Genomic DNA, 13,425 nt, shown 5'->3' with positions numbered 1-13,425 from the left:
CCCGTTTGCGCTTATTACTCTTCGCAAACCAGAACTTCAATCTCAAACAAGCTGTGTGTCCTTCACCTTTCGGCTTCTCACTTCTCGAAAACAACTCTATCTCTCTAAAACACCTTCGGTGTTGTCAGGTTAAGCCTCACGGTTCATTAGTATTGGTTAGCTCAACGTATCGCTACGCTTACACACCCAACCTATCAACGTCTTAGTCTTAAACGTTCCTTTAGGACTCTTAAAGAGTCAGGGAAGACTCATCTCAAGGCAAGTTTCCCGCTTAGATGCTTTCAGCGGTTATCTCTTCCGCACTTAGCTACCGGGCAATGCCATTGGCATGACAACCCGAACACCAGTGGTGCGTCCACTCCGGTCCTCTCGTACTAGGAGCAGCCCCTTTCAATCTTCCAACGCCCACGGCAGATAGGGACCGAACTGTCTCACGACGTTCTAAACCCAGCTCGCGTACCACTTTAAACGGCGAACAGCCGTACCCTTGGGACCTACTTCAGCCCCAGGATGTGATGAGCCGACATCGAGGTGCCAAACACCGCCGTCGATATGAACTCTTGGGCGGTATCAGCCTGTTATCCCCGGAGTACCTTTTATCCGTTGAGCGATGGCCCTTCCATTCAGAACCACCGGATCACTAAGACCTACTTTCGTACCTGCTCGAGCCGTCACTCTCGCAGTCAAGCTGGCTTATGCCTTTGCACTAACCGCATGATGTCCGACCATGCTTAGCCAACCTTCGTGCTCCTCCGTTACTCTTTGGGAGGAGACCGCCCCAGTCAAACTACCCACCAGACACTGTCCGCACCCCGGATAACGGGGCAACGTTAGAACATCAAACATTAAAGGGTGGTATTTCAAGGTTGGCTCCATGCAGACTGGCGTCCACACTTCAAAGCCTCCCACCTATCCTACACATCAAGGCTCAATGTTCAGTGTCAAGCTATAGTAAAGGTTCACGGGGTCTTTCCGTCTTGCCGCGGGTACACTGCATCTTCACAGCGAGTTCAATTTCACTGAGTCTCGGGTGGAGACAGCCTGGCCATCATTACGCCATTCGTGCAGGTCGGAACTTACCCGACAAGGAATTTCGCTACCTTAGGACCGTTATAGTTACGGCCGCCGTTTACTGGGGCTTCGATCAAGAGCTTCTCCTTACGGATAACCCCATCAATTAACCTTCCAGCACCGGGCAGGCGTCACACCGTATACGTCCACTTTCGTGTTTGCACAGTGCTGTGTTTTTAATAAACAGTTGCAGCCAGCTGGTATCTGCGACTGGCTTCAGCTCCATCCGCAAGGGACTTCACCTAATGCCAGCGTGCCTTCTCCCGAAGTTACGGCACCATTTTGCCTAGTTCCTTCACCCGAGTTCTCTCAAGCGCCTGAGTATTCTCTACCTGACCACCTGTGTCGGTTTGGGGTACGATTAATGATAATCTAGAGCTTAGAGGCTTTTCCTGGAAGCGGGGCATGAGCTACTTCATCACCGTAGTGACTCGTCATCGGACCTCAGCATATAGTGAACCGGATTTGCCTAATTCACCTGCCTACATCCTTAAACCGGGACAACCGTCGCCCGGATAGCCTAGCCTTCTCCGTCCCCCCATCGCAATTATCACCAGTACGGGAATATTAACCCGTTTCCCATCGACTACGCATTTCTGCCTCGCCTTAGGGGTCGACTCACCCTGCCCCGATTAACGTTGGACAGGAACCCTTGGTCTTCCGGCGTGCGGGTTTTTCACCCGCATTATCGTTACTTATGTCAGCATTCGCACTTCTGATACCTCCAGCATGCCTCACAGCACACCTTCACAGGCTTACAGAACGCTCCCCTACCCAACAATATTTACATATCGCTGCCGCAGCTTCGGTGCATAGTTTAGCCCCGTTACATCTTCCGCGCAGGCCGACTCGACCAGTGAGCTATTACGCTTTCTTTAAATGATGGCTGCTTCTAAGCCAACATCCTGGCTGTCTGAGCCTTCCCACTTCGTTTCCCACTTAACTATGACTTTGGGACCTTAGCTGGCGGTCTGGGTTGTTTCCCTCTTCACGACGAACGTTAGCACCCGCCGTGTGTCTCCCGTGATAACATTCTTCGGTATTCGTAGTTTGCATCGAGTTGGTAAGTCGGGATGACCCCCTAGTCGAAACAGTGCTCTACCCCCGAAGATGAGTTCACGAGGCGCTACCTAAATAGCTTTCGGGGAGAACCAGCTATCTCCCGGTTTGATTGGCCTTTCACCCCCAGCCACAAGTCATCCGCTAATTTTTCAACATTAGTCGGTTCGGTCCTCCAGTTAGTGTTACCCAACCTTCAACCTGCCCATGGCTAGATCACCGGGTTTCGGGTCTATACCCTGCAACTTATTCGCCCAGTTAAGACTCGGTTTCCCTACGGCTCCCCTATACGGTTAACCTTGCTACAGAATATAAGTCGCTGACCCATTATACAAAAGGTACGCAGTCACCCTGATAAATCAAGGCTCCCACTGCTTGTACGTACACGGTTTCAGGTTCTATTTCACTCCCCTCGCCGGGGTTCTTTTCGCCTTTCCCTCACGGTACTGGTTCACTATCGGTCAATCAGGAGTATTTAGCCTTGGAGGATGGTCCCCCCATATTCAGACAGGATAACACGTGTCCCGCCCTACTCGTCGAGTTCACAACACTAACACCTTCGGATACGGGGCTATCACCCTTTACTGCCGGACTTTCCAGACCGTTCTCCTGATGCTAATGCTGATTAAGACTCTGGGCTGCTCCCCGTTCGCTCGCCGCTACTAGGGGAATCTCGGTTGATTTCTTTTCCTCGGGGTACTGAGATGTTTCAGTTCCCCCGGTTCGCTTCGTTTGACTATGTATTCATCAAACGATAGTGCAACGAATTGCACTGGGTTTCCCCATTCGGAAATCGTCGGTTGTAACGGTTCATATCACCTTACCGACGCTTATCGCAGATTAGCACGTCCTTCATCGCCTCTGATTGCCTAGGCATCCACCGTGTACGCTTAGTCGCTTAACCTCACAACCCGAAATTGTTTCAACGTTCACCTTACTGTCATGGCTGTGCGTGCATTCCTTCTTTGTTGGGCAGTGCTCGCAATGCTCACATACTTATGTATGCTGCGCTTGCTGTGCGCTGGCCGCCGCGAAGGACTGACTGCTCGCTCATGCCACTCGCTAAAGTGACCGAAAATTTCAGGTCTGAAATTTTGAGAGACTCTCACATTGTTTAAGCGATAAACAATGTGCGTTGTTTTCAATTTTCAGCTTGTTCCAGATTGTTAAAGAGCATAATTGTTAAACCAACTACAATATAATTGGCTTAATCATTATTGGGGACATCGTCTTTCACTCGATATCGGCGCAATTGGCGTCCCCTAGGGGATTCGAACCCCTGTTACCGCCGTGAAAGGGCGGTGTCCTAGGCCTCTAGACGAAGGGGACACAAGATATTGCACATACTGCTGCGGTATCTCATGTAAGTCCTATTCTCTCGAATAAGTCTCCCACGTATAGCCTATTGCTCTACTTTCTATCAGACAATCTGTGTGAGCACTTCACAAAAACACTTCAATGGTAAGGAGGTGATCCAACCGCAGGTTCCCCTACGGTTACCTTGTTACGACTTCACCCCAGTCATGAATCACAAAGTGGTAAGCGCCCTCCCGAAGGTTAAGCTACCTACTTCTTTTGCAACCCACTCCCATGGTGTGACGGGCGGTGTGTACAAGGCCCGGGAACGTATTCACCGTAGCATTCTGATCTACGATTACTAGCGATTCCGACTTCATGGAGTCGAGTTGCAGACTCCAATCCGGACTACGACGTACTTTATGAGTTCCGCTTGCTCTCGCGAGGTCGCTTCTCTTTGTATACGCCATTGTAGCACGTGTGTAGCCCTACTCGTAAGGGCCATGATGACTTGACGTCATCCCCACCTTCCTCCGGTTTATCACCGGCAGTCTCCTTTGAGTTCCCGACCGAATCGCTGGCAACAAAGGATAAGGGTTGCGCTCGTTGCGGGACTTAACCCAACATTTCACAACACGAGCTGACGACAGCCATGCAGCACCTGTCTCAGAGTTCCCGAAGGCACTAAAGCATCTCTGCTAAATTCTCTGGATGTCAAGAGTAGGTAAGGTTCTTCGCGTTGCATCGAATTAAACCACATGCTCCACCGCTTGTGCGGGCCCCCGTCAATTCATTTGAGTTTTAACCTTGCGGCCGTACTCCCCAGGCGGTCGATTTAACGCGTTAGCTCCGAAAGCCACTCCTCTAGGGAACAACCTTCAAATCGACATCGTTTACAGCGTGGACTACCAGGGTATCTAATCCTGTTTGCTCCCCACGCTTTCGCACCTGAGCGTCAGTCTTTGTCCAGGGGGCCGCCTTCGCCACCGGTATTCCTCCACATCTCTACGCATTTCACCGCTACACATGGAATTCTACCCCCCTCTACAAGACTCTAGCTGACCAGTCTTAGATGCCATTCCCAGGTTAAGCCCGGGGATTTCACATCTAACTTAATCAACCGCCTGCGTGCGCTTTACGCCCAGTAATTCCGATTAACGCTTGCACCCTCCGTATTACCGCGGCTGCTGGCACGGAGTTAGCCGGTGCTTCTTCTGTCGGTAACGTCAATCGTTGATGATATTAGCATCAACGCCTTCCTCCCGACTGAAAGTACTTTACAACCCTAGGGCCTTCTTCATACACGCGGCATGGCTGCATCAGGCTTGCGCCCATTGTGCAATATTCCCCACTGCTGCCTCCCGTAGGAGTCTGGGCCGTGTCTCAGTCCCAGTGTGGCTGATCATCCTCTCAGACCAGCTAGGGATCGTCGCCTAGGTGAGCCATTACCTCACCTACTAGCTAATCCCATATGGGTTCATCCGATAGCGCAAGGACCGAAGTTCCCCTGCTTTGCTCCTGAGAGATTATGCGGTATTAGCTACCGTTTCCAGTAGTTATCCCCCTCTATCGGGCAGATCCCCATACATTACTCACCCGTCCGCCGCTCGTCAGCGGGAAGCAAGCTTCCCCTGTTACCGCTCGACTTGCATGTGTTAGGCCTGCCGCCAGCGTTCAATCTGAGCCATGATCAAACTCTTCAATTAAAAAGCTTGATGCTCAAAGAATGTTTACTGTCGTATGTCTTCTTGCGAAAACATATTACCTATTAGTTCATATATATGAATTAACGTGTTAGTCACTCTTCAAGACTTAAAATCAAATATTTTTTTGATAGTGTCCTGTGAGTGCCCACACAGATTGTCTGATAAATTGTTAAAGAGCGTTGCGACTGAATCTTTCGATTTTTGAACCGGATTCCGTGAATCAGGTCGTTGTCGCGAGGTGTCGTATAATACGTTTTTTATTTAGAAAGTCAAGCGTTTATTTTCAACTTTTTTCTTTCTCACCTCTGTTATCACTGGGTTACGAAGTTTTCTTCTAACCGGTTTGTCGTGACAACGGATGCGCATTATAGGGAGTCGAAAAATTCTCGCAAGTGTTTTTTTGATTTATTTTACCAAGCGATGATTTATTAAACAAAAAACATAAAATAACTACATTTTGTTGAAATTACGACCTACAAACTATCAAATTCAGTTGCGAATTCGGCTACCTTTTCCCAATTAGTATATTCAACTTCTGTTTTTGGGTCGGTTGGGCCATCTGTCATTTTCATAATTAGGCGGATCATCATTCTATCAAACCATGTATAACGAGGGTAAAACAGTGCTCCGGCAAAAACAGATTTCAATGTTGGCTTCCAAGGGCACGCTTCTAAAAACTTCCGCGTATATGCGTTAGTTTCTACTGTATTCTTACCTTCTTTTCTTGCCGTCAAATTTACAGCAAAAAAACCTGTTTTCATTGAGTTCAATTGATTTTGATGGGAGGTCACAAAACGTTGTAGTTTTTTATTGAAATGCCCATAACGAATGGATGCTCCTACCAATACTTTATCGTAACCTGATAAATTAAGCTGTTGGTCAGTATTTAAATCACGAATATCGCATTCACGACCTGAATTCCTCAGTTGTTCTGCTATTTTTAAAATAATTTTTTTAGTTTGCCCATCCGTACTGGAATGTAAAAGTAAATAGCTCATTATTGTTCCTAGATTATTATCATTTCTATATAGGTAATATTATTTATTAGTTGCGCTCGACTATTCACGCCAAAAAGTGGGAGTCAGTAACACTAATAAAGTGAAAACCTCTAAGCGCCCAAATAACATAGTCACCACTAGAATCCATTTCCCAGCTGGATTCATTGATGTGAAGTTATCTGCGACAGTCCCAAGACCTGGTCCCAAGTTATTGAGTGTGGTCGCTATTGCTGAGAACGCAGAAAACTCATCAACACCTGTTGCGATCAGCAATAATAAGCTAACAACAAAAACAAGTGCATAGGCAGAAAAGAACCCCCAAACGGCTTCAATTATTCTTTCTGGTAATGCTCTTTGCCCCAGTTTGATTGTGTAGACTGCATTAGGATGAACTAAGCGTTTTAACTCACGCGAACCTTGTAAGAAAAGTAACAAGATACGAATAACTTTTAACCCACCACCTGTCGAGCCTGCACACCCCCCAACAAATGCAGCACATAATAGAAGCATTGGTAAGAAAAGAGGCCATCCCGAAAAGCTATCCGTTGTAAAACCAGCCGTCGTTGCCATTGAAACAACTTGGAAGAAGGCTTGGTCAAGCGTTTGACCAAAACTACTATAAACAGAATGAAACATAAGCACTAAAGTACAAATGACCACTAAGACAAATTGGAAACTTATGAACATTCTAAATTCGGGATCGCGCCAATAAATTCCCAAACTACGTCCGGTTAATACAGCAAAGTGCAAACCGAAGTTACAACCAGAGATAATCAGGAAAATACCAATAATAGTGTTAATCGCAGGGCTGTTGAAATAACCAATACTGGCATCATGAGTTGAAAACCCACCGATAGCAATGGTTGAAAAGCTGTGAGAAATGGCATCAAAAACATCCATTCCGGCTATCCATAAAGCCACCGCACAAGCAATTGTGAGTAGTACATATATAAGCCATAATGTTTTTGCCGTCTCTGCAATACGAGGGCGCATTTTATTGTCTTTCAAAGGACCCGGCATTTCTGCGCGGTATAGCTGCATTCCCCCAACGCCCAAAAGCGGTAAGATTGCAACAGCGAGTACAATTATCCCCATCCCCCCAAGCCATTGAAGCATTTGCCGATAAAACAAAATAGCTTTGGGCAAGGAATCAAGCCCTGTTAGCGTTGTCGCACCAGTTGTAGTCAAGCCTGAAAACGATTCAAAAAAAGCATCAGTTACCGAAAGATTGGGTCTTTCCGAAAAAATAAACGGCAATGCCCCAACGCTTCCCAGCACAGTCCAAAATAAAACAACAATAAGAAAACCTTCTTTTGCTTTAAGTTCGTGCCGGCTATTACGGGTTGGTAGCCACAAAAAAAGGCCAATTAGCAAAGCAGTGACAAAAGTCTGGCTAAAAGCTCGCCCTGCACCATCTCGATAAATTAGCGCAACAATACCAGGAATAACCATGGTAAAAGAAAAGATGATGACAAGCAGCCCGACTATACGGGTTATTGCACGAAAATGCATTCGGCAGGTTCCTTGATAAAACTGTTTACTATTCCGATTCTGGCGTGAGCGTTAAGGCTCCACGACTTACATCGCGTAATTTATCATTGACCTCCTGCTCAAGAGTAGCAGGAATTGCAATTTGTAAAGAGACAGTTTCATTATAATCACTGTGCAAAACCGTGCCATTCACTTGAACAAGCAGTTGTTCAATTGCATTAATCAATGAATAGTCACACTCTAAGTTAAAGATTTTTTGTGGTACTTTTGTCTTTGTGGGTAATATTTTTAATGCTTGCTGGGCACCATTTCCATAGGCTTTAACGAGCCCCCCCGTCCCTAGCTTTATTCCACCAAAATAACGCACGACGACACAGGTAACCTCCCCTAGGTTGCTACCTAATAGTTGCGCCATAATGGGCTTTCCTGCTGTTCCTGTCGGTTCCCCGTCATCAGAGAACCCTAACTTTTGTGAATCATCAGGCCGGCCAGCAACAAATGCCCAGCAATGGTGCCGGGCATCTGGGTATTGAGTTTTAATTGATTGAATATAATCTTTTGCCGCTTCAATACCATCTGTATGAGCTAAATACGTAATAAATTGGCTTTTTTTGATCTCTTCTGTAAAAGAAATAGTTTCAGCCGGTATTAAATAAGGTTTCATTAACGTAAATGTAAGTCTCGAGTCATATTTTCAATACGATTTGCGTGGATCACAATATTATCTTCAATACGAATACCACCGTAAGGTTTGAAGAACTCGATTTTATCCCAATTAAAGTGCTGGCTAAACTCCCCATTTCTCCATTCAGATAATAGAGATTCAATGAAGTAGAGCCCAGGCTCGATAGTTAACACCATTTTAGGTTCTAAAACACGAGTACAACGCAAGAATGGATACATTTTAGGAGCCGCGAGATATGTACCACTGTCATCTTGCATAAAACCAGCAGCATCATGGACTTGTAAACCAAGCGGATGTCCTAAACCGTGAGGCAAAAATGGCGTTGTTAAACCACTTTCCACCATTGACTCTTCACTAATACCTTTAATAATATCATGTTTAGTCAGTATCTTAGCAATTCTATGATGCATATCTACATGATAGTCTGTGTAGCGTACTCCCGCCTTGATTGTATCAATTAAAGCGAGCTGTTCCGTATTGACATCCGCAACTAATTCAGCAAATTCATCTTTCCCTTTTGCAGCATAAGTTCTCGTAATATCAGCAGCATAACCGTTATATTCAGCACCTGCATCAATAAGAAAGCTGCGTAATTCGTTCGGTACCGTTTGCTGTAGTTTAGTGTAATGCAATACAGCTGCATTTTCATTCAGTGCAACAATGTTACCATAAGGGACATTGGTATCTCGATGCCCGGTTGATTGTAAATAACTGATATTAATATCAAACTCACTCATTCCTGCGAGAAATGCTTCAAGAGCAGCGAGGTGCCCATTTACAGCCATTTTTTGCGCTTCACGCATGCAGTAAAGTTCATAATCTGTTTTATAAGAACGATGATAATGATAGTAATCTAAAACAGGTTTGGGATTGATATTATGTAGCGAAATCCCTAATGACTCAGCCCTTGCAGTTGCAGAACCAATATAAGCCACATTTTCTTTCGGTAGACTTGCTAGGAAGGTTTTAATGTCATCTGCATTTTTTAAATGGATTAACTCAATATCTTTGGTCCAAAAACTGTTCGGCAGTGGTTCAACACTATGCCAATAATCAACAGGTGAATAAAACCATAGCTTAGGCTTATTTACGCCATCAACTAATAACCATGAATGTGGAACATCAGTAACAGGCACCCACGCTTTGAAATGAGGATTAACTTTAAAAGGATAGTCGCTATCGTCAAGAAAGATGCGTAGGGGTTCACCCGAATGAATCAATATGGCATCTAATTTGCTGCGCTGTAAAACTTGCTGAGTTCTGTTTTGTAACGTTTTAATGTGTTCAGCGTAGAGTGCAGTCAGTTTTTCCATTTCTTTCAACCTTTCAGCATTAATTAGAAAAATCAAGCTTACCACGTTCTGTTATTAACGGATATGCACTCTGTTGCAAACCATCATTAATCAATTGATATATAATATCTTTATCATTTAAATCATTAATTATTTCGCTTAATTGCTGTGACCAACCTTCCATTTTTGTTATTAAAAGTTTGCAATTAATTAACATTCTAGTCACACTCACCTCATCTGGTCGTACCAGATAACACTACCACGTAGAGGAGAGCAGAATGCTTTATCAAAGTGACACTATCTATATTCAATGGTTGAAACAAGGGATTGCAGAACTGGTTTTTAACTCACCAGGGCCAATTAATAAATTGGATACCCACACCGTTGCTTCACTTGATGAAGCCGTGTCTGTTCTTGAGCAACAAACCGAGCTGCAAGGTGTAATTTTCCGTTCTGATAAACCCGCTTTTATTGTTGGCGCTGATATCAAAGAATTTCTTTCACTCTTTGAAGCGTCAAAAGAAACACTAAGCGATTGGTTGCACTACGCTAATAGTATTTTTAATCGCATTGAAGACCTACCTGTTCCAACGATTTGTGCCATTAATGGCTATGCATTAGGTGGTGGCTGTGAATGCATTTTATCCACTGATTTTCGCATCGCTTCACCTGATGCTCGAATTGGGCTTCCTGAAACAAAACTTGGGATCATGCCTGGCTTTGGTGGGTCCGTTCGGCTTCCTCGATTAATTGGTTTGGATAGCGCATTAGAAATTATTACTGCGGGTAAAGATGTCGATGCCTCGCAAGCTTTAAAACTAGGCCTTGTTGACGCGGTTGTTAATACAGAAGCTCTCGCACAGTCAGCGCTGCAAGTCATTGAATCTGCAATTGCTGGGGCCTTCAATTGGCATAAAAAACGTCAACCTAAGCTTAGCCCTCTACAATTGAAACCTATTGAGCAAACGATGAGTTTCAATGTCGCTAAGGGGATGGTGTACAAGGTTGCAGGCAAACACTATCCAGCGCCTATGACTGCTGTAAATACGATTGAAAAGGCAGCAAATTGCACTCGTGATGAAGCCTTGAAGCATGAAACAGCTGCATTTGTTCCTCTAGCGCATAGTGATGTTGCACGTGCGTTAGTGAATATTTTTCTAAATGACCAACAAGTTAAGTCAAACAGTAAAAAAATCGCACAACATGTTGATATTCCAACGCATGCTACCGTATTAGGTGCAGGGATTATGGGCGGAGGCATTGCATATCAATCTGCCAGTAAAGGCGTACCTGTCTTAATGAAGGATATTAATGTTAAGTCATTAGACTTAGGAATTGAAGAAGCACAAAAGCTATTAAATAATCAATTTGAGCGTGGAAAAATCACCGCAGCGAAAATGGCGGCAACCTTATCATCTATTCATCCCTCATTATCTTACAACGGGGTGGAAAATAGCCAAATCGTCGTTGAAGCCGTTGTTGAGAACCCGAAAGTCAAAGCCGCTGTATTATCTGAAGTTGAGTCCTTAGTAACAAGTGAAACTATACTGGCTTCAAATACATCAACTATTCCAATTTCAACCCTCGCAAAATCACTAAAACGCCCAGAAAATTTCTGCGGTATGCACTTTTTTAACCCAGTGCATCGGATGCCATTAGTTGAAATTATCCGAGGAGAACAAACTTCTGATAACACTGTTGCCAAGGTTGTTGCCTACGCCAATAAAATGGGGAAAACCCCTATTGTTGTCAATGACTGCCCTGGCTTCTTTGTTAACCGGGTACTTTTTCCTTATTTTGCGGGCTTTAACTTACTGTTACAGGATGGGGCTGACTTTAGAGAAATAGACAAAGTCATGGAAAAAGAGTTTGGCTGGCCAATGGGGCCTGCTTATCTTCTTGATGTTGTTGGTATTGATACTGCTTTTCATGCAGAGCAAGTTATGGCTCAAGGTTTTCCTGAACGAATGGGGAAAAAAGGCAAAAATGCCATCGATGTGATGTATGAACAACAACGATTTGGTCAAAAGAATGGCCAAGGGTTTTATCAATATGAAAAAGATAAAAAAGGGAAACCGAAAAAAATTAATGACCCTAGGGCTGATGAATTACTTGCTACTATTTGCCCAACAAAGCGCACTTTCACCAAAGAAGAAATTATTGCTCGAATGATGGCTCCTATGATTAACGAAGTTGTTCGTTGCTTAGAAGAAGGTATTATTCAGAGCCCTTCAGATGCAGATATTGCTTTAGTTTATGGTTTAGGCTTTCCACCATTCAGAGGAGGGGTGTTCTGCTATTTAGATACCTTAGGCAGCCAGTCTTACTTAAAAACGACGGAATCTTTACAGCATTTAAGTCCTCTATATCATGCGCCTAATGGCTTAAAAGAAAAAGCGGCTACCAATGCAAGATATTACCCACAGCCACCTGTAGTGGCGATTGATGTCAAAAAAGTTGCGAGAGGTTAATTTTATGGAAAATGTCGTCATTATTGATGGAATACGTACACCAATGGGCCGTTCAAAAGGTGGGGTATTTCGCCATGTTAGAGCTGAAGACCTTTCTGCACACCTCATGAATGCGATTTTTGAACGTAATCCAAACGCAAGTAACAAAGAATTGGATGACATCATCTGGGGTTGTGTTCAGCAAACACTGGAGCAAGGGTTTAATATTGCTAAAAACGCAGCATTACTCACGGATATACCTCATACGGTTCCTGCCGTTACAGTAAATCGCCTTTGTGGTTCATCAATGCAAGCAATACATGATGCGAGCCGGTTAATTATGACGGGTGATGCAAAATCAGTACTCATTGGTGGAGTGGAGCATATGGGTCACGTACCAATGACTCATGGTATAGATTTCAACCCTAAACTGACTTTACGAGTTGCTAAAGCCGCAGGCGCTATGGGACTGACCGCTGAAATGCTGGCCAAAATGTATAAAATTAGCCGAGAAGAGCAAGATGCATTTGCATTAAGGTCTCACCAGCTTGCAGCCCTAGCAACGGAAAAAGGGAAGTTCAATAACGAGATCGTTCCAATTAATGGCCATGATGCCACAGGTAACCTCATTTCAGTAAATTATGATGAAGTGATTCGCTTTGATGCAAGCTTGCAAGGTTTAGCGGTTCTTCGCCCTGCCTTCGACCCTGTTAGTGGGACGGTGACCGCAGGTAATTCATCTGCTCTATCTGACGGTGCGTCTGCGATGTTACTGACCAGCGAAAGTTATGCCACTCAGCAAGGAATTAAACCACGAGCTAAAATACGCGCAATGGCCGTTGTTGGCTGTGACCCATCAATCATGGGATTTGGGCCTGTGCCAGCAAGTGAGCTCGCTTTAAAGCGAGCAGGACTAACTTTAAATGATATTGATATTATTGAATTAAATGAAGCTTTTGCGGCACAATCTATTGCATGTCTAAAAGGCTTGAAGCTATCAGAAAACCAATTAGATGATAAAGTAAATCTCAGCGGAGGGGCTATTGCACTTGGCCACCCTTTGGGATGCTCAGGAGCAAGAATTTCAACAGCTTTACTTAATCATTTAGAACAAAACGATAAACAGTTTGGTTTAGCCACTATGTGTATCGGGTTCGGCCAAGGTATAGCCACCATTATCGAACGAGTTTAACAATTTATTTTTAGTTTTCGCAAACATTGTATTTTGTCGATGTTCCCGCCTAGTCAGGGGCGGGGTTTTTTTGCCTCTTTCTAGCCAAATATCCACAACAAGTTTAACCCTCATAGTTCGAATTGTAGGTAGGCGGCAAGTGAATGAGCCCCTAGGAGCATACAAAAGTATGTGACTAGGGCGAA

General features: G+C 44.5%; 7 protein-coding genes, 1 tRNA gene and 2 rRNA genes. 2 read left to right on the top strand and 8 right to left on the bottom strand.

Annotated elements, in window-relative coordinates:
* Positions 1-125 precede the first annotated feature (125 nt).
* The 8 genes from FVA72_RS03035 to FVA72_RS03000 all read right to left on the bottom strand — a co-directional run bounded on the left by FVA72_RS03035 (position 126) and on the right by FVA72_RS03000 (position 9,824).
* Positions 126-3,034 (bottom strand): 23S ribosomal RNA (locus FVA72_RS03035).
* 349 nt (positions 3,035-3,383) lie between these two features.
* A tRNA-Glu gene (locus tag FVA72_RS03030) sits at positions 3,384-3,459 on the bottom strand.
* Between the two features lie 133 nt (positions 3,460-3,592).
* Positions 3,593-5,132 (bottom strand): 16S ribosomal RNA (locus tag FVA72_RS03025).
* The 16S and 23S rRNA genes sit together here with 1 tRNA gene alongside, the layout of an rRNA operon.
* A gap of 473 nt (positions 5,133-5,605) precedes the next feature.
* A complete protein-coding gene (hemG, locus tag FVA72_RS03020) occupies positions 5,606-6,130 on the bottom strand; it encodes a menaquinone-dependent protoporphyrinogen IX dehydrogenase (protein WP_004260786.1) in 525 nt (174 codons plus the stop codon).
* A 60-nt stretch (positions 6,131-6,190) separates the two neighbouring features.
* Positions 6,191-7,642, bottom strand: a complete 1,452-nt coding sequence (gene trkH, locus FVA72_RS03015; RefSeq protein ID WP_096865118.1) for a Trk system potassium transporter TrkH — start codon at positions 7,640-7,642, stop codon at positions 6,191-6,193.
* 28 nt (positions 7,643-7,670) lie between these two features.
* Complete coding sequence (locus FVA72_RS03010) at positions 7,671-8,285, bottom strand: IMPACT family protein (protein ID WP_094961383.1); 615 nt, start codon at positions 8,283-8,285, stop codon at positions 7,671-7,673.
* Positions 8,285-9,619 (bottom strand): Xaa-Pro dipeptidase, encoded by a 1,335-nt coding sequence (gene pepQ, locus FVA72_RS03005; RefSeq protein ID WP_110592458.1) that lies wholly within the window; start codon positions 9,617-9,619, stop codon positions 8,285-8,287. The genes FVA72_RS03010 and pepQ overlap by 1 nt, the downstream gene beginning before the upstream one ends.
* A 19-nt stretch (positions 9,620-9,638) precedes the next feature.
* Positions 9,639-9,824, bottom strand: a complete 186-nt coding sequence (locus FVA72_RS03000) for a hypothetical protein (RefSeq protein WP_137018885.1) — start codon at positions 9,822-9,824, stop codon at positions 9,639-9,641.
* 52 nt (positions 9,825-9,876) lie between these two features.
* Between FVA72_RS03000 and fadB the strand changes: the two genes are divergently transcribed.
* Both fadB and fadA read left to right on the top strand, forming a co-directional pair.
* Positions 9,877-12,069, top strand: coding sequence for a fatty acid oxidation complex subunit alpha FadB (gene fadB / locus FVA72_RS02995; RefSeq protein WP_094961385.1), 2,193 nt, complete (start codon positions 9,877-9,879; stop codon positions 12,067-12,069).
* 4 nt (positions 12,070-12,073) lie between these two features.
* Positions 12,074-13,240 carry an acetyl-CoA C-acyltransferase FadA gene (fadA, locus tag FVA72_RS02990; RefSeq protein ID WP_110592459.1) on the top strand — a complete coding sequence of 389 codons (1,167 nt, stop codon included), beginning with the start codon at positions 12,074-12,076 and terminating at the stop codon, positions 13,238-13,240.
* Positions 13,241-13,425 lie beyond the last annotated feature (185 nt).

This window comes from Providencia sp. PROV061 (genome assembly GCF_011045655.1).
Taxonomy (GTDB): Bacteria; Pseudomonadota; Gammaproteobacteria; order Enterobacterales; family Enterobacteriaceae; genus Providencia; species Providencia hangzhouensis.
This window is presented reverse-complemented; position numbering and strand designations above follow the sequence as displayed.

What these genes read in the sequence shown, in the direction of transcription:
- fadA (WP_110592459.1), top strand. Translation starts at nt 12,074, where the DNA reads ATGGAAAATGTCGTCATTATTGATGGAATACGTACACCAATGGGCCGT.
- hemG (WP_004260786.1), bottom strand. Translation starts at nt 6,130, where the DNA reads ATGAGCTATTTACTTTTACATTCCAGTACGGATGGGCAAACTAAAAAA.
- FVA72_RS03010 (WP_094961383.1), bottom strand. Translation starts at nt 8,285, where the DNA reads ATGAAACCTTATTTAATACCGGCTGAAACTATTTCTTTTACAGAAGAG.
- fadB (WP_094961385.1), top strand. Translation starts at nt 9,877, where the DNA reads ATGCTTTATCAAAGTGACACTATCTATATTCAATGGTTGAAACAAGGG.
- trkH (WP_096865118.1), bottom strand. Translation starts at nt 7,642, where the DNA reads ATGCATTTTCGTGCAATAACCCGTATAGTCGGGCTGCTTGTCATCATC.
- pepQ (WP_110592458.1), bottom strand. Translation starts at nt 9,619, where the DNA reads ATGGAAAAACTGACTGCACTCTACGCTGAACACATTAAAACGTTACAA.